The sequence below is a fragment of the Bradyrhizobium sp. NC92 genome, from assembly GCF_025200865.1.
GTDB lineage: Bacteria > Pseudomonadota > Alphaproteobacteria > Rhizobiales > Xanthobacteraceae > Bradyrhizobium.
Genome location: NZ_CP104171.1, coordinates 3,495,313 through 3,520,176 on the forward strand (window position 1 = coordinate 3,495,313; position 24,864 = coordinate 3,520,176).

Annotated in this window: 22 protein-coding genes; 10 read left to right on the top strand and 12 right to left on the bottom strand. The window is 63.0% G+C overall.

The features are described 5' to 3' along the window. The first annotated feature begins 41 nt into the window (after window positions 1-41). Window positions 42-1,370: an aspartate aminotransferase family protein gene (locus N2602_RS16100; RefSeq protein WP_260383237.1), complete on the top strand. Its 1,329-nt coding sequence runs from the start codon at window positions 42-44 to the stop codon at window positions 1,368-1,370. Window positions 1,371-2,483: 1,113 nt separating this feature from the next. On the opposite strand, the gene N2602_RS16105 is transcribed toward N2602_RS16100, so the two are convergent. Beyond that, window positions 2,484-2,693, bottom strand: coding sequence for a helix-turn-helix domain-containing protein (locus N2602_RS16105; RefSeq protein ID WP_409241906.1), 210 nt, complete (start codon window positions 2,691-2,693; stop codon window positions 2,484-2,486). Between the two features lie 84 nt (window positions 2,694-2,777). Here N2602_RS16105 and N2602_RS16110 point away from each other — a divergent pair, with 84 nt between their 5' ends. Beyond that, window positions 2,778-3,983, top strand: coding sequence for an IS481 family transposase (locus tag N2602_RS16110; protein WP_260379387.1), 1,206 nt, complete (start codon window positions 2,778-2,780; stop codon window positions 3,981-3,983). A 476-nt stretch (window positions 3,984-4,459) separates the two neighbouring features. Here N2602_RS16110 and N2602_RS16115 read toward each other — a convergent pair whose 3' ends face one another. Then, on the bottom strand, window positions 4,460-5,587 hold the full coding sequence (locus N2602_RS16115; RefSeq protein ID WP_260383238.1) for a site-specific integrase: 1,128 nt from the start codon (window positions 5,585-5,587) through the stop codon (window positions 4,460-4,462). 171 nt (window positions 5,588-5,758) lie between these two features. Between N2602_RS16115 and dusA the strand changes: the two genes are divergently transcribed. Further along, window positions 5,759-6,715 (top strand): tRNA dihydrouridine(20/20a) synthase DusA, encoded by a 957-nt coding sequence (dusA, locus tag N2602_RS16120; RefSeq protein ID WP_260383239.1) that lies wholly within the window; start codon window positions 5,759-5,761, stop codon window positions 6,713-6,715. Window positions 6,716-6,720: 5 nt separating this feature from the next. Here dusA and N2602_RS16125 read toward each other — a convergent pair whose 3' ends face one another. The 5 genes from N2602_RS16125 to N2602_RS16145 form a co-directional block, all read right to left on the bottom strand. After that, complete coding sequence (locus N2602_RS16125) at window positions 6,721-7,275, bottom strand: TIGR02281 family clan AA aspartic protease (protein WP_260383240.1); 555 nt, start codon at window positions 7,273-7,275, stop codon at window positions 6,721-6,723. 28 nt (window positions 7,276-7,303) lie between these two features. Next, window positions 7,304-7,507 (bottom strand): DUF1289 domain-containing protein, encoded by a 204-nt coding sequence (locus tag N2602_RS16130; protein ID WP_212257333.1) that lies wholly within the window; start codon window positions 7,505-7,507, stop codon window positions 7,304-7,306. A 44-nt stretch (window positions 7,508-7,551) separates the two neighbouring features. Further along, the gene (locus tag N2602_RS16135) at window positions 7,552-9,147 is read right to left on the bottom strand and encodes a HAMP domain-containing sensor histidine kinase (RefSeq protein WP_260383241.1); all 1,596 of its coding nucleotides are present in this window, start codon (window positions 9,145-9,147) and stop codon (window positions 7,552-7,554) included. Between the two features lie 138 nt (window positions 9,148-9,285). Then, window positions 9,286-10,563 carry a sodium:proton antiporter NhaD gene (gene nhaD / locus N2602_RS16140; RefSeq protein WP_172788050.1) on the bottom strand — a complete coding sequence of 426 codons (1,278 nt, stop codon included), beginning with the start codon at window positions 10,561-10,563 and terminating at the stop codon, window positions 9,286-9,288. Between the two features lie 22 nt (window positions 10,564-10,585). Next, window positions 10,586-11,458: an NAD(P)-dependent oxidoreductase gene (locus N2602_RS16145; RefSeq protein ID WP_172788051.1), complete on the bottom strand. Its 873-nt coding sequence runs from the start codon at window positions 11,456-11,458 to the stop codon at window positions 10,586-10,588. 182 nt (window positions 11,459-11,640) lie between these two features. Here N2602_RS16145 and N2602_RS16150 point away from each other — a divergent pair, with 182 nt between their 5' ends. The 4 genes from N2602_RS16150 to N2602_RS16165 all read left to right on the top strand — a co-directional run bounded on the left by N2602_RS16150 (window position 11,641) and on the right by N2602_RS16165 (window position 15,815). Then, the gene (locus N2602_RS16150; protein ID WP_260383242.1) at window positions 11,641-12,078 is read left to right on the top strand and encodes a VOC family protein; all 438 of its coding nucleotides are present in this window, start codon (window positions 11,641-11,643) and stop codon (window positions 12,076-12,078) included. Between the two features lie 53 nt (window positions 12,079-12,131). Next, the gene (locus N2602_RS16155; protein ID WP_172788053.1) at window positions 12,132-13,268 is read left to right on the top strand and encodes an Mrp/NBP35 family ATP-binding protein; all 1,137 of its coding nucleotides are present in this window, start codon (window positions 12,132-12,134) and stop codon (window positions 13,266-13,268) included. 204 nt (window positions 13,269-13,472) lie between these two features. After that, the gene (locus N2602_RS16160) at window positions 13,473-14,561 is read left to right on the top strand and encodes a TRAP transporter substrate-binding protein (protein ID WP_172788054.1); all 1,089 of its coding nucleotides are present in this window, start codon (window positions 13,473-13,475) and stop codon (window positions 14,559-14,561) included. A 165-nt stretch (window positions 14,562-14,726) separates the two neighbouring features. After that, window positions 14,727-15,815, top strand: coding sequence for a TRAP transporter substrate-binding protein (locus N2602_RS16165; RefSeq protein WP_172788055.1), 1,089 nt, complete (start codon window positions 14,727-14,729; stop codon window positions 15,813-15,815). 435 nt (window positions 15,816-16,250) lie between these two features. Here the strand turns inward: N2602_RS16165 and N2602_RS16170 are convergent, their stop codons facing one another. Continuing rightward, the gene (locus N2602_RS16170) at window positions 16,251-16,487 is read right to left on the bottom strand and encodes a hypothetical protein (RefSeq protein WP_172788056.1); all 237 of its coding nucleotides are present in this window, start codon (window positions 16,485-16,487) and stop codon (window positions 16,251-16,253) included. Window positions 16,488-16,925: 438 nt separating this feature from the next. Between N2602_RS16170 and N2602_RS16175 the strand changes: the two genes are divergently transcribed. From N2602_RS16175 to N2602_RS16185, 3 genes are all read left to right on the top strand, one after another. After that, window positions 16,926-17,489 (top strand): MarR family winged helix-turn-helix transcriptional regulator, encoded by a 564-nt coding sequence (locus N2602_RS16175; protein ID WP_212257339.1) that lies wholly within the window; start codon window positions 16,926-16,928, stop codon window positions 17,487-17,489. A 178-nt stretch (window positions 17,490-17,667) separates the two neighbouring features. Beyond that, entirely contained in the window at window positions 17,668-18,342 is a 675-nt protein-coding gene (locus N2602_RS16180) for a response regulator transcription factor (protein ID WP_260383243.1), read from the top strand. A gap of 1 nt (window position 18,343) precedes the next feature. Then, entirely contained in the window at window positions 18,344-19,720 is a 1,377-nt protein-coding gene (locus tag N2602_RS16185; RefSeq protein WP_260383244.1) for an ATP-binding protein, read from the top strand. Window positions 19,721-19,900: 180 nt separating this feature from the next. Here N2602_RS16185 and N2602_RS16190 read toward each other — a convergent pair whose 3' ends face one another. From N2602_RS16190 to moaA, 4 genes are all read right to left on the bottom strand, one after another. After that, window positions 19,901-21,190, bottom strand: a complete 1,290-nt coding sequence (locus N2602_RS16190; RefSeq protein ID WP_260383245.1) for a M20/M25/M40 family metallo-hydrolase — start codon at window positions 21,188-21,190, stop codon at window positions 19,901-19,903. Window positions 21,191-21,308: 118 nt separating this feature from the next. Further along, window positions 21,309-22,910, bottom strand: a complete 1,602-nt coding sequence (locus N2602_RS16195) for a TRAP transporter large permease subunit (RefSeq protein WP_172788061.1) — start codon at window positions 22,908-22,910, stop codon at window positions 21,309-21,311. Continuing rightward, entirely contained in the window at window positions 22,907-23,446 is a 540-nt protein-coding gene (locus tag N2602_RS16200) for a TRAP transporter small permease subunit (RefSeq protein WP_172788062.1), read from the bottom strand. The genes N2602_RS16195 and N2602_RS16200 overlap by 4 nt, the downstream gene beginning before the upstream one ends. Window positions 23,447-23,742: 296 nt before the next feature. Beyond that, window positions 23,743-24,777, bottom strand: coding sequence for a GTP 3',8-cyclase MoaA (gene moaA, locus N2602_RS16205; protein WP_260383246.1), 1,035 nt, complete (start codon window positions 24,775-24,777; stop codon window positions 23,743-23,745). Window positions 24,778-24,864 lie beyond the last annotated feature (87 nt).

Consider the following 24,864-nt stretch of genomic DNA (forward strand, 5'->3'; position numbering starts at 1 on the left):
TGCGAAGTGACCAGGGTACTCTTGCAAAGAGGCAGCAGCTCATGTCCACAGATCTCATGCCAAATCGTTACAGGCCCGGCGAATCCGACCTTCCAAGGCGCGAATCCGAACTGATTTGTCGCCGTGACAAAGTTCTCGGCGCTTCTTATCGGCTCCAGTACCGCCGGCCCGTGCACTTCGTTCGCGGTGAAGGCATGTGGCTCTACGATCCTGACGGACGGGCCTACCTTGATTTCTACAATAACGTACCGTGTCTCGGTCACTGCCATCCGGAAGTAAACGCGGCCATGGCGGAGCAGGCGGGCCGAATAAGCGCCAACACGCGCTATCTCGAGCCAAAGCTTATCGACTATGCCGAGCGGCTGGTCGACACGTTCCCAAACGAGCTCGACCGGGTGGTCTTTACCTGCACGGGGAGTGAATCCAACGATCTGGCCCTGCGTATTGCGCGATGTGCAAGCGGCAACGAAGGCGTGATCGTATCCAGCTATGCCTATCACGGCACCAGCGCGGCGACTGCCGCGGTTTCCCCGAACCTGGGTGACGCAGTCGAGCTCAGCCCGTTCGTGCGCATGGTATCCCTCCCTGGGCCAGCGGGCGTGCCGGCAGCCCAGGCTGCGGACCTTTTCGAGACCCAGATTCGTTCAGCCATGATGGATCTGAGCCGTCGTGGCATGGGCGTTGCGGCCCTGCTCATCGACAGTATTTTTTCCAGCGACGGCGTATGGGTAGATCCGCCTGGATTCATCGCGAGCGGAGTTGCGGCGGTGCAGGAGGTTGGTGGTCTGGTTATTGCCGACGAAGTTCAACCAGGCTTCGGACGAACTGGCGCTCATATGTGGGGCTTCGAGCGCCATGGGATCGTTCCGGATCTTGTTACCCTCGGCAAGCCGATGGGCAATGGATTTCCGATTGGCGCCGTCGTTGGTCGCAGAGCATGGATGGACCAATTTGGTGCCACCTCCCGCTACTCGAACACATTCGCTGGAAACACAGTCGGAATAGCAACAGCGAGCGCCGTGTTAACGATCCTGCAGCGCGACCAAATCCCGCAAAAGGCGCTTGCGATGAGCCAGCGCCTCCGCGCCGGACTGGAGAAGCTCGCAAAGCAATGTTACGAAGTTCGCGCGATCCGAAACGCTGGTCTCTTCTTTGGCGTCGACATAGGATCTGAGGGAACCCCGGCGTCAAGCCGTCGTGCCATCGCTTTGGACCTGGTCAACGCAATGCGGGATGACGGCGTGCTTATCAGCACGACCGGGGCCAATGAAGATACGCTTAAAGTGCGCCCTCCGCTCGTTTGCGAAGCCGAGCATGTTGACCTCTTCCTGGCGACCATGGAGCGGGCGCTCATCAAGATCGCAGGTTAGATTGCTGGCTTTATTGGAGCAGCACCCGTTTCCGGTGGGTGCCGCGGCGGAGCTGTCAAACCTGATGCCTCACGATTTAGGGGGAATTTTCAGACATTCAGCAAGACCGTGTGTGGACGGGGGCCACATGCGCGATCCAACGGGCGAGCAGGTCGCGCCGACCTCCGCCGAACCGGGACTCGGTCGGGTTAGAGCAGCATCGTTCGATCAAGCGGTCAAAAGCCTGTACGTCTTGCGAAGTTCTGGAGTTCACTGCCGCCGAGCTGGCCGAGGTTATAAACGCCGTAAAGGCGCGAGGCTATTCCAAGCCGGAGGGCCTGCTCAATATTGGCCATGCCGCCATGTCGTCCCCAATCATTGACTGCGAAGGCAGGCTCGCAGGCGCGCTGACCCTTCTAGGTCCGGCAAGCGATTTTGATCGTCAAACCGAGCTGCGATTCAGCAAGCTCCTGCTGACTCATGCGAACGCGTTTTCGGCATCGATAGGCCACCGCGGATAGTCGCAGTACTCAATCTGGTTAAGTCAAATTCGACAGCTATTTACTAAACGCGGACGAATTGGAGGAGAACAGGAAGGCGGTTAGGGTCGTCGGTGTTCTTGTTTCGACCGGCCCCCTCGCATCACCTCGCCGAGGACATAACGGCTTCGATCGGTCCTCCGCTACGGTCGGCCCGTTGCGCGCACAAGTCGGCGGTTCGTGCAGGTGACCTCGCGTGTCTCAATGATCCCGCTTTGGAAATGCTGACGGCCGAGGATTGCTTGGCCACGAGGGGACCGATCGCCGAACGGAGAGCCCCGGTAGCGGCGTTGGCGGTCGTTGAAGGGCGACAATCAGCCCATCGAACTGGCGGTCTGGCCTAGTCTTCCCCTTGAGCTTTCCTCGAGGTCACCGAGCGCATTGCTCAGAAGGTCGTACATCCCTGCCGATCGCGCTGCGGATCGAAAGCTCCAAGTATCGGGCGCTGCGGCCACGGCTCTCGATCTCGAAGACTGCTGGTTTACGGCAGCGGCCCTTGTGTAGCCGACCGACTACACAATGAGATGATGAGGGTCGTGAAGTAAGGGAAACCAAGGCGACGAGCGCGGAGGGCGCCTCGGACGAGTAGGGGCATCTATGCAGTCATGCCGCTCACTGCAGTTTCGCGATGTTCTGCCAGATAGCGAACCGGAGGCTTGCCTAAGGTCTTTCGAAACATATTGACGAAGCTGCTTGCGTTCTCGTATCCGAGCTCCAAGGCGACTGTCTTGACGCTGTCGCCGCGCGCCATTCTTTGCAATGCCAGGATAACATGAAGCTGGTGGCGCCAGCGTCCGAAGCTCATTCCGTGAGCGGCCCGAGACATAGGTGACAAATCGTACCGGACACATGGGTTACACTTTCCGCTTTTGTTCTGCGGGAGGTGTGGATGCCGTGGAAAGCGAGTTCGGTAATGGAAGAGCGCCTGCGATTTGTCGCCCGGCTTCTAGATGGGGAAGCCATGACCGAGGTGTGCCGGGAGTTCGGCATCTCCCGCAAAACCGGCTACAAGATTTTCGACCGCTACAAGGAGCACGGGCTGGAGGCGTTGAGCGACCGCTCCAGGCGGCCGATACGCTATGCCAACCAGCTCCCGCAGCAGCTCGAGACCCTGATCGTCCGGCTGAAGAGCGAGAAGCCGCACTGGGGCGCCCGCAAGATCCGCGAACTGCTGGTGCGCCGGCTCGATGGCGAGGTCAGGGTTCCCGCCAAGAGCACCATTCATGCGGTGCTCGATCGCCATGGCCTAGTCAAGCGCGGCGGCGGGTCGCGCCACCGCGCGCGCGGCACGCCGCTGTCGCAGGGCACGCTTCCCAATGATCTGTGGTGTGCCGACTTCAAGGGCGAGTTCAGGCTCGGCAATGGCCAGTACTGTTACCCACTGACCGTCAGCGATCATGCCTCGCGCTTCCTGCTGCTCTGTGAAGCGCTGGACTCAACGCGCGAAGACCCTGCCATTACCGCCTTCGAGCGGCTGTTCCGCGAACGCGGTCTGCCGCTGGCCATCCGCTCCGACAATGGCGTGCCCTTTGCCAGCCCCAACGCCTTGTTCCATCTCTCCAAGCTGTCGGTGTGGTGGCTTCGGCTGGGCATTGCCATCGAGCGGATCAAGCCAGGCCATCCACAACAGAACGGCCGTCATGAGCGCATGCATCTCACGCTCAAAAAGGAAGCGACTAGACCGCCTGGGTTCAACAGCCTCCAGCAGCAGGATCGCTTTGACAGCTTCCTGCACGAGTTCAATGAGGAACGTCCCCACGAGGCGCTCGACATGAAGTGCCCTGCCGAGCTCTACACCGCTTCAGCGCGCCACTACGATGGCCTGCCCGAACTGTCCTATCCCTTCCACGATCGCGACGTCATCATCACATCCTGCGGCCGCCTTTGCCTGCATCGCAAGAAAATCAACATCTCCATCGTGCTGGCCGGCCAGAAGCTCGGTATCAAGGAAGTCGACGACGGCATTTGGCTCGTCAGCTTCATGCACTACGACCTGGGATACTTCGACCTGGAGCAAAAGACCTTGCAGCCCCTCGACAACCCGTTTGGTCCGAGGCCTGTCACCGATGTCTCGGGTACGACATCGTCTCTCTGACCGAGATAGGCACTCTTGCTCATTCTTGGCATGGCAGCCACTTGCTTGGCCGCACTGAGCAGTCAACCCCCGAAGCCCGCAGGGGCGCGCCCCTTGGCGCGCGGGGTTGACGGCGAATGTGCGGGCCGAGCAATAGTGGTCCGCGCCATGAGTGCGTGGAGTGACCCCGCAACCTCGACACCCGTTCGGCACGAGGTTGTCACCCATGTCTCAGGTACGTTCTGTTACCTATGTGTCCGGGCTGGACACCGATTTCCTGTACAAGCAGGCAGGACTTGAACCTGCAACCAGCCGGTTATGAGCGGCGCGGCCAAACAGACCTCGCGTAGGGCAGGGCTCTTCTTGAGCGGTTTTGGCAAAAAGGCACTTTTGCGCGCGAAATGCACCCAAACTCAATACCCTCTGCTGTTGAAATTACAGGAAATGCGACCGCCCTCCGAGCGCACTATAAGATGGGTAACTCGCGTCCTTGATCTCTAGTCCCGTTTTCGGACCGCTGCCGTCGCAGGCTCGTTTGTCGCGAGCGTTTGGATAAACTCTTCCAAAGATGGTTGTGGCACTTTTTGTAGCTTGTGGAGCTCTTCCGGCTTCAGCTTGGTGTAGCGCCGCAGCGTGCGCCAATCCTTGTGGCCGGTCACGAGCGCGACCTTCTCAATTGTGAGCCCTGCTTCAAAAAGACGGCTAGTGCCCTCGTGTCGCAGGTCATGAAAATGTAGATCTTCGATCTTCAGCTCGTCGCAGGCCCGCGTGAACGCCGCGCTTACTGAACGGTGGTTGTACGGAAATACGCGACCCCAACCTCTCGTGATGATGCGCTGTTGGAGCAAAATCTCCCACGCATCGAAGCCCGTTAGGTTGAGTAGCGGCACTTTCTGATCGTTGCCGTCTTTAGCTCGCGGATCCTTGCGGTCGCGGATGATGAGTACCCGCGTTTTCAGATCTACGTCCGGCCAACCTGGACGGCATATTTCCTCCTGTCGCATCGTTGTCGCGACCGCATACCGAACGATCCGACCCATCGGAATGACCTGTCGAGGATTGGTCTCAAAGTACTCGATAAGCTCGCCGAGCTCATCTTCGGTTGGGCGTCGGTCCCGCTCTTCCGAGTTGCCCACAAGGCCTAAATGCTTCATCGCGTATCGCGCTAATCGAACCTCTTCGGCCGAGATTTCAATGCCGTGAACGGCTGAAGCGTGCGTAGCGACGGTTCTGATAAAGGAGAAGTCGATTGCCAACGTAGCTGGACCGGCACCTTCCTTCGCGCGCTGGCGGCCAAATTCGATAAGCCGCTCGCGATTGAGCTTGGGCAATTTTACTGTCCCCAAGGCTTCCTTTAGTGCCTCTAACACTGCGGCCTTGGAGCGGCGGGGAGGGCGGCCGACCTCCTGCATGTCCTCGATGTGCAGATCGATGATGTCGCCGAAGGTTTTGGCTTGGACCGCGGCGCGGGGCTTCGGCGATCCACTGCGGTCGATATTGCGCTCCATGTCGAGCGCCCAGTCTTCGCCGTCCTTGCGCCGGCGGAAGGTCTCTGACACGTAACGGTTCTTGCGGCGGACCTGGACGCGCCAGTTCCCGGAAGGCAATTGAGTGAAGCTGGCCACGGCCGTGTGCACTCCCCAATTCGTGTGCGCTACGTGTGCACTGAGAGGTCAAAACAGGTACAAACGTGTGCAATTTCGACTAGTTTGGAGTGCACATGTTCCGGGTTCATCCCATTGAGAACATAAGGTAAATCATTGAAATCGCAAGACTATCGCTTTTCTGTGGCTCCGATGATGGATTGGACCGACCGGCACTGCCGGGTGTTCCACCGTCACCTGACGCGGCGGGGATTGCTCTACACGGAGATGCTGACGACCGGCGCGATCATTCATGGCGACCGGGAACGGTTGCTTGGGTTCGACGCGGTCGAGCACCTCGTGGCGCTTCAGCTTGGCGGGTCGGATCCGCGCGAGCTCGCGCTGGCGGCACGTATCGGCGAGGACTTCGGTTATGACGAGATCAATCTCAATGTCGGCTGCCCGTCGGATCGTGTGAAGGATGGCCGTTTCGGCGCCTGCCTCATGGCTGAGCCGGAACTGGTGGCGAGGTGCGTTGACGCCATGAAGCGCGTGGTCGCCGTTCCCGTCACGGTGAAGTGTCGCATCGGCATCGACGATCAGGATCCGGAGGTCTCGCTCGATGCGCTGGCGCGTGCGGTGGTCGCCGCAGGCTGCGATGCGTTGATCGTGCACGCCCGCAAGGCCTGGCTCAACGGCCTGTCGCCGAAGGAGAACCGCGATATCCCGCCGCTCGACTATGATCGCGTCTACCGGCTCAAGCGCGCGATGCCCGATGTGCCCGTCATCATCAATGGCGGCGTTCGGAGCATCGACGAGGCAAAGGCGCATCTTGCCCATGTCGACGGCGTGATGCTCGGCCGCGCCGCCTATCAGGAGCCGTGGCGGCTGCTCGCGGTCGATGCCGAGATCTTCGGCAGGCCGGCGCCGCACGCGACCATGCAGGACGCGCTCGAGGCGATGATGCCCTACATCGAGGAGCAACTCGCGCACGGCACCCGGCTGCACGCCATCACGCGACATTTCGTCGGCGCCTTCCACGCGGTGCCCGGGGCGCGCGCCTTCCGCCGACATCTGGCCGAGCAGGGTGTGAAGCCGGGTGCAGGTCTCGACGTGCTGCGCGAAGCGATCATGCGTGTTGGTGTCCGCGCGCCGGCTGAGGCGGCGTAAGTCAGCTAGTCGACCGCCGCACGCGCGCGACGGTGGTTGCCCTGCAGCTCCGGATAACCGGTCAGCATCAACGTGTCGGCGCGCACGCCCCAGCTTTCCAGGCGGTCGAGGAAGCTCATGCCGAGCAGATTGGTCTTCATCTGGCCGCGCTGCACGACGAGGGCCGGCACCGACTTCTCGACCAGCTTGCCGACGGAGAGACGGTCGAGCGTGAGCCGGGCCGCCTTGGTGTGGCCGCCCGCTGTCTCGAGGTCGACGTCATATTCAAGCATCTCGAGCGGCAGCCCGATCGCCTTTGCGGTTTCCCATGTCAGCACCACCGACGTCGCTCCGGTATCGATCACCATCGGTGCAGTGACGCCGTTGATCTTCGCACGCAGCGTGAATTCACCGCCCTGGCCGCGCGGGATCTGCACGGCCGGCGCCGGGGCGGCGGCTTGTGCGCGAAAAATGTGCGAGACCTTGTGGCCGGCGCGCGCGATCTGGTCAGGATCGCCATAGGCGACGACGGCACCCGCCGTGCCGGCGAGCATGATCAGGACGAGCAGGAAGCGGATCATCGCGCGCCTCCAAGGGCACGCAGGCGGATCAGACGCGTTTTGGAGATCCCGCGAGCGGCACCAGTCCAGCTTCCGTCATGCGCTCCGGCAAGAGGGCCATGATCGCGAGCCGGTCTGCGCTTTCCATGGCGTGCCAGCGCGCGATCTCGGGCAAGGTGCGGCCGCAGCCGAAGCACAGCTTGGTCTTGGGATCCATCATGCAGACGGCGACGCACGGCGTTTCTTTGCTCATACGGACATAGTGAGGGATGGTCGGGCATGTCTGCAAGCATCTCGTTAAGAGCCTGTGCCAGCACTCATGATCGGCTTGTGGCGCGGCCGGCGCTTCTCGTCCGGCACAACGGAGCTCTCCGGCTGGAGCGGCGGAGAATCGTCCGAGAGCGGCGCCAGCGCACTCATCACGCGCTCCGGCGGGAACGTGACGATCACCTCGGTGCCGATGCGCAGCTTCGATTTCAGCGTGAACGTGCCGCCGTGCAGGTCAATCAGGTTCTTGGCGATCGGCAGGCCGAGGCCGGCGCCCTGTTCGGCCGACTTGATCGAATTGGAACCCTGGCCGAACGAGGCGAGCACGACCGGGATCTCGTCCTCAGGGATGCCGGAACCGGAATCCCTTACCGAGAGATATTGTCCGCCGGAGGCGGTCCAGCCGGCCTTGAGCCAGATCTCGCCGCCTTGCGGGGTGAACTTGATCGAGTTGGAGAGCAGGTTGAGCACGACCTGGCGGATCGCGCGCTCGTCGGCCCAGAGCCGCGGCATGGCCTGCTCGAACACTTCGTGGATGGTGATGCCGCGGCTCGAGGCGCGCAGCTTCATCAGATGATGGCAGTCGGCGACGATGCCGACCAGGGACACCGCTTCCTCGTTGAGCTCGTAGCGGCCGGCTTCGATCCGCGACAGATCGAGGATCTCGTTGATGAGGTTGAGCAGGTGCACCCCGGAATTATGGATGTCGGCGGAATATTCCTTGTAGACCGCCACGCCATGCGCGCCGAAAATCTCGCTCTTCATCACCTCGGAGAAGCCGAGAATGGCATTCAGGGGTGTACGCAGCTCGTGGCTCATCTGCGCAAGGAAGCGCGACTTGGCGACGTTGGCGGCTTCGGCGCGATGGCGCGCTTCGTCCGAGATTGCCTTGGCCTGCTCCAGCTCGCCGATCAGCGCGTCCTTCTCCGCGCGCGCTTCCAGCGTGGCGAAGGTGGAGGAGTGCAGGCGATGCGCCAGCAGGACGAAATAGCCTTCGGCGGCGAGGGCCAGCGCTGCCAGGATGTAATTGTCCAGCGAGCCGGTCGTGACGAAGCTCAGCGCCATCGCCACCGCGACCGGCGCCGTGGCGGCAAGGGCTGCGATCGGCAGATTGGCCGCGAGCATGCTCGATACTGCGATCACCAGCAGCATCAGGAACATCATCAGCGTTTCCGTGACCATGTCGAGCACGGGATGGATCAGGATCGCCATCCAGCACAGACCATAGAGCAGGTCGAGCACGACGAAGCGCGTCCGCCATGCGCGCGTCGCGGCCGGAGAGGCCGGCTCGGTCAGGAAGCGCCGGCAACTGCGGATCATGGCGCTATGGATGCAGAGCATGCCGGCGGTCCAGGCCGCGGCCGGGATCGGTTGCATCCACAGCCCGAACAGTACGCCGGTCGCCACCACCAGCAGCATCACGACATAGGAGGCAGACAGCCGGGTCTGGGCGTATTGCCGCAGCATCTCGGCGTCGAACGCCGGCCGGGTTCCACTGGTCGACGTTAACTTGTCGCGCGCCTCGCGCACCCGCTGCGCCGCAGCCCTTCGGCTGCTCGCCGATGGCACGCTCACCGGCTCGGCCGGAAGCTGCACGACCTCAGGCTTTTCAGCGGGGTTACTCATCAAGCAACACGGATTCCTGCCCGCGCCGGACGCGGGCTTTCTGCATTGTCTATCTCTGGCAAGAAATCCTTAAGAGCTGACTTAAGGAGCTAAAGAATTACGTTAACCCGGCGTTAATTTGGATCCCGCCGGTGCCGCTCAATGCAGCGCCGCGTACTGCGCGATGTAGACCATCGCTCCCGTCAGATAGCCCACGAGTGCGGGGCCTGCAATGCGGCGGGCGTACCAGAAGAACTCGATCTTCTCGAGTCCCATGGCGGCAACGCCTGCGGCGGAGCCGATGATCAGGATCGAGCCGCCGGTGCCGGCGCAATAGGCGATGAACTCCCAGATGAAGCTGTCGGGGGGATAATGCGCGAGATCGTACATGCCCATGGTCGCGGCGACCAGCGGCACGTTGTCGATGACGGCGCTGAGCAGGCCGAGCAAGACGACGATCACGTCCTCGCGGCCGATCGCGGTGTCCAGCCAGCGCGCAAGCATCGACAGCAGGCCGGCATGCTCGAGGCAGGCGACCGCGAGCAGGATGCCGACGAAGAACACGACCGAGCTCATATCGATCCGAGTCAGCGCGTGCACCAGCGTAAGAGGCTTGCGCACGTGTTCCTCCTTGTGGCGATGCACGATTTCGCCGACCAGCCAGAGCACGCCGAGTCCAAACAGGATGCCCATGAAGGGCGCCAGATGCGTGACCGCCTTGAACGCCGGCACCGCGATCAGTGTGCCGAGGCCGAGATAGAACATCAGGTTGCGCTCGAACCGGCCGACGGCGAGCAGTCCGTTATCTTTCGGCGGCGATGCGATGCTCTTGCCCCTGAGCGAGAAGCTGATGAAGACGAGCGGCACCAGCAGATTGAGCAGCGAGGGCAGGAACACCGCGCTCATGATCTTGACCGGCGAGATCTGCCCGCCGATCCACAACATGGTCGTGGTGACGTCGCCGATCACGGTCCAGGCGCCGCCGGCATTGGCGGCAATGACGATGAGGGAGGCGAACAGCAGACGGTCGTCGCGGCGGGCGATCAGCTTCTGGATCAGCGAGATCATGACGATCGTGGTCGTCAGATTATCCAGAATCGCGCTGAGGAAGAACGTCACGAAGCCGATCAGCCAGATCAGCGTGACCTGGCTCGTGGTGCGGATCAGAGAGGTGATGACCTCGAAGCCGTCATGAGCGTCGATCACCTCGACGATAGTCATGGCGCAGATCAAGAAGAAGACGATCTGCGCGGTGGAGCCGACGGACTCGTCGAGCTGGCGGCCGACCAGCGCGTGGTCGCCGGTTGCGACCGCGTAGATGGTCCACAGCAGCCCCGCGCCGAGCAGCGCCGTAGCGCTCTTGTTGACGCGAAGCGGGTGCTCGAGCGCGATCGCCGCATAGGCGAGGACGAAGATGGCGGCGATCGCGATCAGCAAGGTCGTTTCAGGTCGTCAGCTATCAGCGATTAAGGCGTGCGAGCAGGCTCGACGTATCCCAGCGCTTGCCGCCCATCTTCTCGACCTCGGCATAGAACTGATCGACCAGCGCCGTGACGGGCAGGCTGGCGCCGTTGCGGCGGGCTTCTGCCAGCGAGATCGAGAGGTCCTTGCGCATCCATTCGACGGCGAAGCCGAAATCATACTTGTCCTCGTTCATCGTCTTGTAGCGATTTTCCATCTGCCAGGACTGGGCAGCCCCTTTCGAGATGGTCTCGATCACGGCGGCGACGTCGAGGCCGCTCTTCTTGGCGAAATGGATGCCCTCGGAGAGACCCTGCACCAGACCGGCGATGCAGATCTGGTTGACCATCTTGGTCAGCTGACCGCTTCCGGCGGGGCCGAGCAGCTTGCACATCCGGGCATAGGCGCCCGTGATGATCGGCTCGGCGCCGGAATAGGCATCCTCCGCGCCGCCGCACATCACCGTCAGAACACCGTTCTCGGCGCCGGCCTGGCCGCCGGAGACGGGGGCGTCGACGAATTTGAAGCCGGCCTTGGTGGCAGCCGCATCCAGCTCACGTGCGACCTCGGCAGAGGCCGTGGTGTGGTCGACGAAGGTCGCACCCTTCCTCATGCCGGCGAACGCGCCGTCGGGGCCGATCGTGACCGCGCGCAGATCGTTGTCGTTGCCGACGCAGCACATCACGAAATCCTGCCCCTCGGCGGCGGCCTTCGGCGTCGGTGCGGTCTTGCCGCCGAACTTGTCCGCCCATTCCTTCGCCTTGGCCGCGGTCCGGTTATAGACGGTGACCTCATGGCCCCCTTTTTTCACGAGGTGTCCGGCCATGGGGAAGCCCATCACGCCAAGACCGAGGAAAGCGACTTTAGCCATTGTGGTACCTTGTCCGTAGTTTGGGTTTACGGTTCTTGCCAGGCGAGGGATGCCTGGGTTCCGCGGCGGGGCGGATCGGAGGCGCACCATAAACCCTTGAGGCCAGAGGGCAACGGCTTCGTTTGGCGGCCTGCTGTGCTAGGCTGGCGGCCCCAAGGACTTCAAAACAAGGGAGCGAGAGCATGGGCGGCGTGAGCGTGGGCGTCCTCGATCATTTCAACATCCGGACCCGGAATCTGGCCGAGACCGTCCGCTTCTACGAAGACGTGCTGGGCCTGGAAAAAGGCGCACGGCCGAATTTCGCCTTCCCGGGTGCCTGGATGTACAGCGAGGGCAGGCCGGTGGTGCACCTCGTCGACATTTCTCCGACCGCCGAGCCACAAAAGCCGGATTCCGGCGTTGTCCACCATGTCGCCTTCGCCAGCCGCGGCTTTGACGGCATGAAACAGCGGCTGGCGTCAAAGGGGATGAAGTTCGAGTCCCGCCAGGTGCCCGGCGGCGATCTCTGGCAGATCTTCGTCCACGACCCCAACGGGGTCATGATCGAGTTGAATTACGAGGCCGCCCGGGAGCAGGGGGCGGCGCCTGCCGAAAAGGCTGACGATATCGGCAGGCAGTAGCCTTTTGGGCGTTTCCGCTCTAATGGGGCATCCTCAACTCCAGGAGATGCGCTTTGAGCGTGACGCAGCAACAGGTTCTCGACAGCCTCGCCAGGGTCCAGTCGCCCCGCGGGGTCGCGCTTCCCCATGCCAATGTGCTGAGCGCGATCAGCGCCTCCGACGGCAAGGTGTTCTTCTCGATCAATGTCGACGCCGCCGAGGCAAGGGCCTGGGAATCCGTCCGGGCCGAAGCGGAAGCCGCCGTGCGCAGCATTCCCGGCGTCACCACCGTCATGGTGGCATTGACCGCGGAGCGCAAGCCGGGCTCCGCGCCGCCGCCACCCCCGCAGCCGAGCCGCGGCACGCCCGGCGTGCAGCCGGCCCATGCCCACAAGCCGCCGCAGGGCGGTGGGTCGCCGATGGCGCGGCAATCGGAAATTCCCGGCGTTGCCGCCGTGATCGCGGTCGCCTCCGGCAAGGGCGGGGTGGGCAAGTCGACCACCGCGCTCAATCTGGCGCTCGGCCTGCGCGACCTCGGCCTCAAGGTCGGGCTGCTCGATGCCGACATCTACGGCCCCTCGGTGCCGCGCCTGACGGGCCTGCGCGACAAGCCGGAGCTGAACGAGGCGCGCAAGATGATTCCGCTTCGACGTTTCGGCCTTGCCATCATGTCGATCGGCTTCCTGGTCGAGGAGGAAACCGCGATGATCTGGCGCGGCCCGATGGTGATGTCGGCGGTGACGCAGATGCTGCGCGACGTCGAATGGGGCAAGCTCGACGTGCTGGTCGTCGACATGCCGCCGGGCACCGGCGATGCCCAGCTCACGCTGGCGCAGAACGTCCCGCTCAAGGGCGCCGTGATCGTCTCGACCCCGCAGGATCTGTCCCTGATCGACGCGCGGCGGGGACTGGCCATGTTCAAGAAGGTCAACGTGCCCGTGCTCGGGATTGTGGAGAACATGAGCTACTTCCAATGTCCGCATTGCGGCACGCGATCAGACATTTTCGGTCATGGCGGCGCCCGACATGAGGCCGAGAAGCTCGCCGTGCCATTCCTGGGCGAGATCCCCCTGCACATGGCGATTCGTGCCACTTCGGACGCCGGCAATCCCGTCGTCGACAGCGAGCCGGACGGCCCTCATGCGGCGATCTACCGCGCCATCGCGGGCCAAGTCCGGGACCAGCTCAAGGGCGTCATTGCCGCGGCCTGACCGGTCGCCGCGGCACGCTCCGGGGGCATGCGACTTTTGTAGAGCCCCGTCATGCCATTGTCGCGTTCCGAAACCGGGCTGGTCGTGTTAAAGGCCCACGGCAGTCAAGCCCCTTCGGTTCGACGCGACCTCAACGCGTCGCCAGAATGCGCGGCGGCATAAGAGAAGCCAAGGGGAAACGCCCCAGCAAGGAGAGACCTGAAGATGAAGCGTCGTGATTTTCTCAAAGTATCGGCAGCAGGCGCGGCGGCGACCGCGGTGGCCTCGCCGGCGATCGCACAGTCCTCACCCGAGGTGAAGTGGCGCCTGACGTCGAGCTTCCCGAAGTCGCTCGACACCATCTATGGCGGCGCCGAGCAGGTGGCGAAGTACGTCGCCGAGATGACCGACAACAAATTCCAGATCCAGGTGTTCGCGGCCGGCGAAATCGTCCCGGGCCTCCAGGCGCTCGATGCGACCTCGAACGGCACGGTCGAGATGTGCCACACCGTCTCGTACTATTACGTCGGCAAGGACCCGACCTTCGCGATCTTCGCCTCGGTGCCGTTCGGCCTCAATGCGCGCCAGCAGAATTCGTGGCTCTACCAGGGCGGCGGCAACGAGCTCGCCAACGAGTTCTTCAAGAAGTCGAACGTGATCGGCTTCCCCTGCGGCAACACCGGCACCCAGATGGGCGGTTGGTTCCGCAAGGAGATCAAGACCGTTGCCGACCTCTCCGGCCTCAAGATGCGCATCGGCGGCATCGCCGGCCAGGTGCTGCAGAAGGTCGGCGTCGTGCCGCAGCAGCTCGCGGGCGGCGACATTTATCCCGCGCTGGAAAAGGGCACCATCGACGCGGCCGAGTGGGTCGGCCCCTACGATGACGAGAAGCTCGGCTTCGCCAAGGTCGCCAAGTACTATTACTATCCGGGCTTCTGGGAAGGCGGTCCGACCGTCCACGCCTTCGCCAACCTGGAAAAGTTCAATGCGCTGCCGAAGAACTACCAGGCGATCCTCACCAACGCGACGGCCAACGCCAACAGCTGGATGGCCGCGCGCTACGACATGCAGAACCCGGCGGCGCTGAAGCGCCTGGTCGCGGGCGGCACCCAACTCCGTCCTTTCACCAACGAGGTGCTGGAAGCCTGCCTCAAGGCGACCAACGAATTGTGGGCCGAGGTCTCCGGCAAGAACGCCGACTTCAAGAAGTCGATCGACGCCATGCAGGCCTACCGCTCCGACGAATATCTGTGGTGGCAGGTTGCCGAATACACCTACGACAGCTTCATGATCCGCTCGCGCACCCGCGGCTGATCTACGGCTTAGGTCCCAAGACCGGATGGCCCGGCCTCGCTCGCGAGGCCGGGCTTTTTCTTTGCCGCAGTGCGATCGGGATGGCATTCGGTCCCGTGATGTTCCATTCTATCGGCAAGCCTCGGAAAGAAGGCTCCACAATCAGATCCATCAGGGCAGGAAATCATGAAGAGAAGAGACTTCATCAAGGTCACAGGACTTGGTGCGGCCGGCGCCGCCACGCTCGCGGCTCCCGCGATCGCGCAGTCGATGCCGGAAATCAAATGGCGCATGCCGACGAGCTGGCCGAAATCGCTCGACACCTTGTTTGGCGGCGCCGACATGATGTGCAAGATGGTCGCGGAGGCGACCGACAACAAATTCCAGATCCAGATCTTCGCGGCCGGCGAAATCGTGCCGGGCCTCCAGGTGCTCGATGCCGTGCAGAACGGCACATGCGAGATCGGCCACACCGCGTCGTACTATTACTTCGGCAAGGACCCGACCTTCACCTTCGGCTCGGCCGTGCCGTTCGGTCCCAACATGCGCATCAACCAGGCCTGGTACATGCAGGGCGGCGGCCGCGATGTGCTCAACGAGTTCTACAAGAGCTACAACGTCATCTCGCTGCTCGCGGGCAATACCGGCTGCCAGATGGGCGGGTGGTTCAGGAAGGAGGTCAACACGCCCGAGGATCTCAAGGGCATGAAATTCCGCATCGGCGGCTTCACCGGCCGTGTGCTCCAGAAGCTCGGCGTGGTGCCGCAGCAGCTCGCCGGCGGCGATATCTATCCGGCGCTGGAGAAGGGCACGATCGACGCCGCCGAATGGGTCGGCCCCTATGACGACGAGAAGCTCGGCTTCTACAAGATCGCGCCGCACTATTATTATCCCGGCTGGTGGGAAGGCGGACCGATGCTGATGGCCTTCGTCAACCTCGAAAAATGGAACGCGCTGCCGAAATATTATCAGAGCGTGCTGGAGCAGGCCGGCCACTACGCCAACAACTACATGATGGCGCGCTACGACAACGCCAATCCGCTGGCGCTGAGAAAGCTGCTGGCGGGCGGCACCAAGCTGCACGCCTTCTCGCCGGCGATCATGGATGCCTGCTACAAGGCCGCCAAGGAGCTGCACGCCGAAGTCGGCGCGACCAACGCCAACTTCAAGAAGGTGCACGACTCGCTCGCCAAGTTCACGAGCGACGGCTACGCCTGGTTCCAGGTGGCCGAGGTCGGCTACGACATCTTCATGGCGCGGCGGTCGCAGAGCTGATCACGCTGTCCGTCGCATGCAGCGCCCCGGAGCGATGGCTCCGGGGCGCTGCCTTTGCAAGCCTCCGAAGGGTCCAAACAAAAACCTGCAAAACAACCCCATGCACAGTAGACGGGGACAGGTTTATCAATGGCTTGGCGGCGCAGCGCGAGATTTTGCTGAATTGCCGAAAGGGCTTGATGCGTCGGGCAAAACAGTGGTAGAAACTTATGATCGAAAAATCCGAATTGCGGCGGTGCGAGCCCACGGGATCAAATGAGATTCGATCCCGATGAGCTGCCGACCCATCACATCTTAGGCCGCTCCAGGAGTCCTTTCATGTTCGGCGCAATCTTCGTCATCCTCTCCATCGGGTGCGTTCGCAGCCGGTCCGACGATGGTGCTTGAACGCACGTTGTGAAGCCGACACGCGCATGCGCGAAGCGTGACGGGGATCTAACCCTTGACGTCGTACTGCTTGCTGAGATGATCGCCGATCTGAACCAGCATGGCCACACATTCCGGATAACCCGGCCGATCCGCCGTGGCCTGATCTGCGCTGGCTCGAAACTCCCAGGAGCTGCCATCGCGAATGATGGAAATCGTCATTGCGTCCGGACAGTCGGCGTGAACTTTCAACTCGGCTTTGGCCATTGCAATCAGCTCGCTCTCCGTTTTCAACGGTTTGCTCATGAAGCTCATCCTTTCGCCCTGAGGCTAAATTCTGCTGGTGTCGCCCAAATCACCAGAACACATCTGATCGACTTACACGAAGCTGACAAGAGGCGGGCGCGTCACAATTGCCCATGAAATCGTCGCGGAAAGCCTCTTCAGCCTCGGGTCTTCAGCCCCGACGCGGCTACTCATGTTCTCGAACGCTGGAGACTTTGCGCCCAGCATCTCTAGGTAAGCGTGGTAGGTAGTTTTTCGGTGTTCCTTTTACGGAACGATCAAGCTATCGGAATCTGGCAATCGGGCTGAAGTCGCTTGCGGTGTGTTTCGAACCTCCGGCTTCACGGTACGGTATACCGGATTCAACCAGTCCCGACGGGAATGCATCTTTCACCGAACACGGCGGCGTTCGATCGTTGATCGAGGTGCCAGGGCGGCCGTTTCCCGTGGGATCTCTCAATGAGACTGGCAATTGAAATCGTACAACTGCTGATACAATCGGCCGACACCTGGCTCTTTGAAGAGACTTTATCGGGTCTGAGCGATCGGGAATGGATGGCGTTGCGGTTTCTCGCCCGCGCAAACAGGTTTTCGCGGACGCCGACTGCTCTTGCGAGCTTCCTTGGCACGACCCGCAGCGTCGCATCGCAGATCGCCGCCGTGCTGCAGAGCAAGGGATTGATGGTCCGCAAACCATCAGCAGAGGACAAGCGCTCGATTGCGCTGTGCATCACAGGTGAAGGGGAGAGGTTCCTGGAGCGTGACCCCATCAACGCCCTGCGGGATCAACTCGTGTCCCTCGAACTGCCCGATCGATCGCGGTTGCGCGATACGCTTCGCCACGTTCTGGATGGGCTCGATGCTGGCAAGCGCCGTCACCGTGCCGACGTTTGCAGCCAATGCGTGTTCCTGATCGAGAGCGGAGCGGGGAAGGAGCGTAGCTTCAAGTGCCGGCTCTTTCGAAAACCCATCAGGGAGAAGGAGACGACCTTGCTGTGCACCTATTTCGAGGGGCGGAGCTAGAAAGCTCAGGTGCTCACGGTGCCTGTCAGGCAGGATGGATTGCCCCGGGGTTGATTGTCTTACACGAACCTGACAGGCGGCCAGCCTGGTCGGGCACTTTTCGCTGGCCGAGGTGGCCGGAATGGTGGAAGAGAGCGAAGATGCTGTGCGGTGACCTTGGGTATTCGTCGGGACTAGGATGCGCCTTCTGATCGTCGAGGACAATGCCGAGCTGTCGCGGCTCGTTGCCGGCGGGCTGGCGACGGCCGGCTATGAGAGCGACATCGTGGGCAGCGCAGCCGAGGCGCGCGAGGCGGTGAGCTGCGTGAGCTATGCTGCGATGATCCTCGACCTCGGCCTGCCCGACGGTGACGGCCTGTCGGTGCTGCGCGAGCTGCGCCTCAAGATGGAGCCGCTGCCGGTGCTGGTGCTGACCGCGCGCGGCGGGGTGCAGGACCGTGTCAGCGGCCTGCGTAGCGGTGCCGACGACTATCTCGTAAAGCCGTTCGCGATGGAGGAGCTGGTGGCGCGGCTCGAGGCCATCCTGCGCCGTCCCGGCCAGTTGCTCGGCCGTTCGCTCAGTCTCGCCAACCTCGTCTACGACACCGAGAGCCGTCAGATCTTCGTCGACGACCAGCCGCGGATCATCTCCGCGCGCGAGACCTCGGTGCTCGAGATCCTGCTGCGCCGGCAGGGGCGGGTGGTACCGAAGAAGAACGTCGAGGACCACATCTTCGGTCTCGAAGGCGAAGTCGCCTCCAACGCGATCGAGGTCTATGTGTCGCGGCTGCGCAAGCAGCTGGCCGAGCACGGCGCCAAGGTCGTGATCCACACCATCCGTGGCGTCGGCTATCTCATGACCGAGGAGAAATAGCGTGGCCGCCGCGGGCCGTGCCGGATCGCTGACGTTCAAATCGCTGATCTCGCGCATCGTGTTCCTGCACATTGTCGCGGTCGCGGTGGTCGCGATCTTCCTGCCGCTGGTGTTGTTCTGGCTGCTCAACTCCGAGATCGACCAGCTGCATCGCGATGCCATGCGCGCGCAAGCCGAGGTGCTGGCGGAGCGCATCGTCGCGCAGCCGGACGGCACGTTGACCTTCAACCTGCCCGACAGCCTCAAGGGGCTCTATTCGGACGCTTACGGCCGCTATCAGTTCGACATTCGCGATTCCGACGGCCGGTTGCTGTTCTCCTCGCACCGGCGCACCGCCGCGGCGGCGGCGCCACGTTTTTCCGAGACCATCTCGGGCGCGGGCGTCAGCCGGGATATTGCCGGCAAGACGGTGCGCATCCAGGTTGCCGAGGACCTCGCGCACCGCGACGTCATCATCGACGACATCGTCTCGAACTTCTTCCGGCGGGTCGGGTGGATCACCATTCCCATCCTCCTGGTCCTGCTTGCCACCGACATCATCATCTTCCGCCGCGCCATCGCGCCGCTGTGGAAGGCATCGCAGGAGGCCAGCAATATCGGCCCGGCGCGCACCGACATCCGGCTGCCGACGGCGCGGATTCCGCGCGAGATCGTGCCGCTCGTCACCGCCGTGAACCAGGCGCTCGACCGCCTCGAGGGCGGCTTTCGCGTGCAGCGGCAGTTCACGGCGGATGCCGCGCACCAATTGCGCACGCCGCTCGCAATCCTGCGCACGCGGATCGAGACGCTCGGCGACGGCGCCGAACGGCAGGCGCTGCATGCCGACATCGAGGCCATGAGCCGGATCGTCGCCCAGCTGCTGGAGATCGCCGAGCTCGACACCCTGGTGCTCGATCCCGGGGAGACCGCGGATTTGCGCGCCGTCTGTGCCGAGGTGGTCGGCTCGATCGCCCCGTTCGCGATCGCGCAACGCAAGGACATCGCGCTGAAGGGCACTCATGCACCGGTGCTGATCCACGGCAATTCGGAGATGCTGCAGCGCGCGGTTTTCAACCTCGCCGAAAACGCCATCAAGTTCACCGCAACGGACACCGCGGTCGACGTCGAGGTGGGCGAGGACGGCTCGGTGCACGTGCGCGATTGCGGTCCCGGCGTCGCGGAGGCTGAGCGCGATCTGATCTTCCAGCGCTTCTGGCGCGCCGATCGCCGGCGCAGCGACGGCGCGGGACTGGGCCTCTCGATCGTGCGCGCCGTGGCCGATGATCACGCCGCCACGGTCGCGGTGGAGAACCTCCCCGGCGGCGGTGCAGAGTTCACGCTGCGGTTTCGGCTGGCGGATGCGCCAAAGCCTGTTGAGAAGAAACTGGCGCGGCAGTGACGCTGCACCCTCTCCCCTTGTGGGAGAGGGTGGCGCGCCGCGTTAGCGGCGAGACGGGTGAGGGGTTCTCTCCGCGAGTCCCACTCTCGATTGAATGCGCGGAGAGAGACCCCTCATCCGGCGCGAACTGCGTTCGCGCCACCTTCTCCCACAAGGGGGAGAAGGAAAGAAGCGCAGCCGCTATTTCAGCTTGCCCGTGGACAGGTCCATGATCATCCGCGTCGCCAGATAGAGCCGCGGCACGATGCTGTTGACCTGCACATATTCGGCATCGTTGGAGTGCGCGCCGAAGCCCGACAGGCCCATGCCTTCCACCACGGCTCCTTTGGACTGCAGCGCGGCAAAAGCCGCGTCGGTGCCGCCGCCGGTCGCCTTCTCGTCGACCTTGAGGGTTAGTCCGATCTCCCCATAGATCGTCTTGCCATGGGCCGCCACGCGGCGCGCGGCCTCGCTGGCTTCGAGCGGCGGGCGGCGCACCTCGAATTTCAGGTCGACCCTGGAATCGGGCAGCAGGCGATTCTTGATCTTGTCCTGCAGCGCCTTTTGCAGCTCGTCGAAGTCGGACACCTTGAGCGCGCGTGCGTCGGCCTGGGCGGTGGCCTCGGCAGGGATCACGTTGCGGTTGGTGCCGGACTTGGACACCGTCCAGTTCAGCTTCAGGCCCTGCTCGGGCTTGGACAAGTCCTTCATCTGCAGCACCTGGTGCGAGAGCTCGTACAGCGCATTCACGCCGCCCTCGGGCCGTGCGCCGGCATGTGACGACTTGCCTTGCACGCTGAGATAGGCCGAGCCGATGCCGCTGGTGGCGAGGCGCAGCGTGCCGTCGGTGCCGCCGCCCTCGAACGAGAACACCACGTCCTGGTCTGACGCGAGCTTGGTGATGGTGCTGCGCCAGCCGGGCGAGGAGATCTCCTCGTCGCCGTTCGTGAGCACCGTGAGCGTGCCGTAATCCTTGAAGTTCAGCTTCTGCAGCAATGCCACGGTATGGAGAATGAGCGCGACGCCCTGCTTGTCGTCGGCGATGCCGAGGCCGTAAGCCTTGTCGCCGTCGAGGCGGAACGGCTGGTCCTTCAGCATGCCCTTCAGGTACACCGTGTCCATGTGGGCAATCAGCATGATCTTCCTGGTCCCCGTGCCCTTGAACACGGCGTGGACGGCCGGTCCGATCTTCTCAGGGGTGTCGTCGAGGCGATAGATGTCGGTGGGTTGCAGGATCTCCACCGTGCCGCCGAGCTGCTTGAGCTGACCGGCAATGCGCTCGGCGATCTGGTTCAGGCCTTCGAGGTCCTTGCTGCCGGATTCGATATTGACGAGATCGCGCAGCGTGTCGAGCAGCGGCTGCTGCTCCTTTTGCGCCAGCATCTGGACTTCGGCGACCGGCTCGGCATGCACCATCGTTGCGGCACCTGCCAGCCAGAGTGAAGCAAGCAACGGAGCGACGAGCGAGGGAACAGGGTGCGATCGGGGCATGCGCGGCCATCCATGGAGGTTGGGGACGGCCCGGTATGCCTCCGATTCCGGTGCTTGTCACGCGCCGAGGCGTGTCATGTGCCGCTTCAGCGGAGCATGACGGCGAGCCTCGTTCCCGCTACTTCTGCGGCGGGCCGAGATCCAGCGGCGGCAGCTCGATCTGCGGCACCTCGATCTTGACCTTGTCGAGATCGACGTTGAGCGGCTTGTCGAGCAGGCCCGTCACCACGGACGGGAAGATGATCACCAGCAGCACCATGATCATCTGCAAGCCGATCCAGGGCACGGCGCCCCAGTAGATGTCGGAGCTCTTCACTTCCTTCGGCGCGACCCCGCGCAGGTAGAAAAGCGCGAAGCCGAACGGCGGATGCAGGAACGAGGTCTGCATGTTGACGCAGATCATCACGCCGAACCAGATCAGGGCGGCGTCCGGTCCGACCACCGGCGCGAGGATCTTCTGGGCGATCGGCGCGATCATCGGCAGGATGATGAAGGCGATCTCGAAGAAGTCGAGGAAGAACGCCAGGAAGAAGATGAAGAGATTGATGAAGATCAGGAAGCCCCAGACGCCGCCGGGCAGCGAGGTCAGGAGATGCTCGAGCCAGACGCCGCCGGAGACGCCGAGAAATACCACCGAGAAGCAGGTCGACCCGATCAGGATGAAGGTGACCATGCAGGTGAGGCGCATGGTGGACTGGTAGCCCTGCGTGATCAGGTCGCGCAGGTCGGGGATGCGCGCGGCCCGAATGCAGATCCACACGATTGCCAGATAGGTCAGCGCGAAGGCGATCTTGAAGATCAGATTCTCGCTGAACAGGATCGCGACGATGGTGCCGATGCCGGCTGCGATCACGCCGATGATCAAGATCTTGTTGTCGGTCGAGGAGAAGTCCTTGTGGTGGATCGCGGCGAGCACGATGGCGCCGACGGCGCCCATCGCGCCGGCTTCCGTCGGCGTCGCCAGACCCATCATCATGGTGCCGAGCACGACGAAGATCAGCACGGCCGAGGGGATGATGCCCATCAGGCACTTCTTCCACAGCGCCCAGCCGGTCAGCGTGCGCGCCTCCAGCGGCACCGCCGGCACATGGCTCGGCTTGATCAGGCCGAGTACGAAGGTGTAGCCGGCGAACAGAACGATCTGAAACACCGAGGGGCCCCAGGCGCCGAGATACATGTCGCCGACCGACTTGCCGAGCTGGTCGGCCAGCACGATCAGCACCAGCGAGGGCGGCACCAGCTGCGTGATGGTGCCGGAGGCGGCCAACACGCCGGTGATGTAGCGCATGTTATAGCCGTAGCGGATCATCACCGGCATCGAGATCAGCGCCATGGCGATCACCTGCGCCGCCACCGTGCCGGTGATGGCGCCGAGGATGAAGCCGACGATGATCACGGAATAGCCGAGGCCGCCGCGGACCGGGCCGAACAACTGGCCCATCGAATCCAGCATATCCTCGGCGAGGCCGCATCTCTCCAATATGGCGCCCATGAACGTGAAGAACGGGATCGCGAGCAGGAGCTCGTTGGAGAGCACGCTGCCGAACACGCGGCCGGGAATGGCCTGGAGGAAGTTGAGGTCGAAGAAGCCGAGGTGGATGGCGAGGAAGCCGAAGGAGAGACCAACCGCGGCGAGCGTGAATGCCACGGGGAAGCCGATCAGCATCGCCAGAACCAGGCCGCCGAACATCAGCGGCGGCATCATCTCCAGCGTAATCATTGGGTCGGCCTCTCGTACTTGGCGTCGATCGTCACATAGCCCTGGAGAGCCGCGATACGCTTGATGACCTCGGAAACACCCTGGATCGCCAGCATCACGAAGCCGGCGGGGATCACGAACTTGATCGGCCAGCGGATGAGGCCGCCGGCATTGGCCGACATCTCGCCGACGCTATAGGCCTGCATGAAGAACGGCCAGGACAGATAGGCAAGCAGGAGACAGGAGGGAATGAGAAAGAACAGGGTGCCGATCATGTCGAGCCAGAGCTGGCCGCGCTCGGACAGGGTCAGATAGAAGATCTCGACCCGCACATGCTCATTGCGCTTGAAGGTGTAGGCCGAGCCGAACATCACGAGAATGGCGAACATGTACCATTGCAGCTCCAGCCAGCCGTTCGAGGAGTCGTTGAAGGCGTAGCGGATCATGGCGTTGGCCGCGCTGACCAGGCATGCCAGGAGCACGAGCAGGTTACAGACGTACCCAATTTTCTCGTTGAGGGTGTCGATGGCGTTACTCAGCGCCAGCAATGGACGCATCTTACTCTCTCTCCGTCGCGGCCTAATACTTCACGGCAGGCTTCAACATGCATCGCTCGGCTCGCATGCAGAAAAAGCACACGACCGCACGGATCATATTCCGAAGCGATTGCAGCGTCAGTCCTCCCCTCGCGCCTTGCCGTCTTGACCGCGACCGCCGACGGGCGGGCCGGCTTATGTTGCCGGGCAAGCAAAGGCGGTCGCACCAAACCAGCGGCTTGGCGTGCCGTCAATCGGAAAATGGACAAATTGACGCGCCGTCAAAAGCTTAGGTTAGCGAGGCGCGGGGCACGCTTTCAGCCGCCCGTCACGCTCATGTGCCTGGAGACGCTGGGGCGGTCGTGGCGGCGGTCGATGATGAAATCATGACCCTTGGGCTTCAGCCCGATGGCGCGGTCGATCGCATCCGCAAGCAACAGGTCGTCGCTCGATGCACGCAGAGGTTTGCGCAAGTCCGAGGCATCCTCGTGGCCGAGACAGGTGTGCAGCGTTCCCGTGCAGGTGATGCGCACCCGGTTGCAGGATTCGCAGAAATTATGGGTCATCGGCGTGATGAAGCCGAGCTTGCCGCCGGTCTCGGCGACGCTGACATAGCGCGCCGGTCCGCCGGTGCTCTCGGCCAGATCCGTCAGCGTGAATTGCTGGGCGAGGCGGGCGCGCACCAGCGACAGCGGCAGGTATTGGTCGATCCGGCCCGAGCCGATCTCGCCCATGGGCATCACCTCGATCAGCGTCAGGCCCATGCCCATGCCGTGGGCCCAGCGCATCAGTTCGGGCAGTTCGTCCTCGTTGAGGTTCTTCAGCGCGACGGCGTTGATCTTGACGGCAAGCCCCGCGGCGCGCGCGGCCTCGATGCCTTCCAGCACCTTGTCGATCTCACCCCAGCGGGTGATTTCGCGAAACTTCTGCGGGTCGAGCGTGTCGAGCGAGACGTTGATGCGGCGGACGCCGCAATCGGCGAGTTCCTGCGCGTGCTTCGCAAGCTGGGTGCCGTTGGTGGTCAGCGTCAGCTCGTTCAACGCGCCGCTCGACAGGTGCCGCGACAGGGAGCGGACCAGCGTCATGACGTTGCGGCGGACCAAGGGCTCGCCGCCGGTGAGGCGCAGCTTCTTCACGCCCTTGGCGATGAAGGCCGTGCAAAGCCGATCGAGTTCCTCGAGCGTCAGGAGATCGGCCTTGGGCAGGAACGTCATGTCTTCCGACATGCAGTAAAAGCAGCGCAGGTCGCAGCGGTCGGTGACGGAGACGCGCAAGTAAGTGATGGTCCGCCCGAACGGATCGGTCATCGCGCTCGACAGCGCGGCGCGGGGGCTCGCAGGAAGTCCGTTCATAGCAAATGCCTTGTCCCTTACGGCGACGGGCGCACCTTTGCTTCAAAGGTGCGGTCGAAGCAATCTAAGCATCGGACGCGGCTAGGA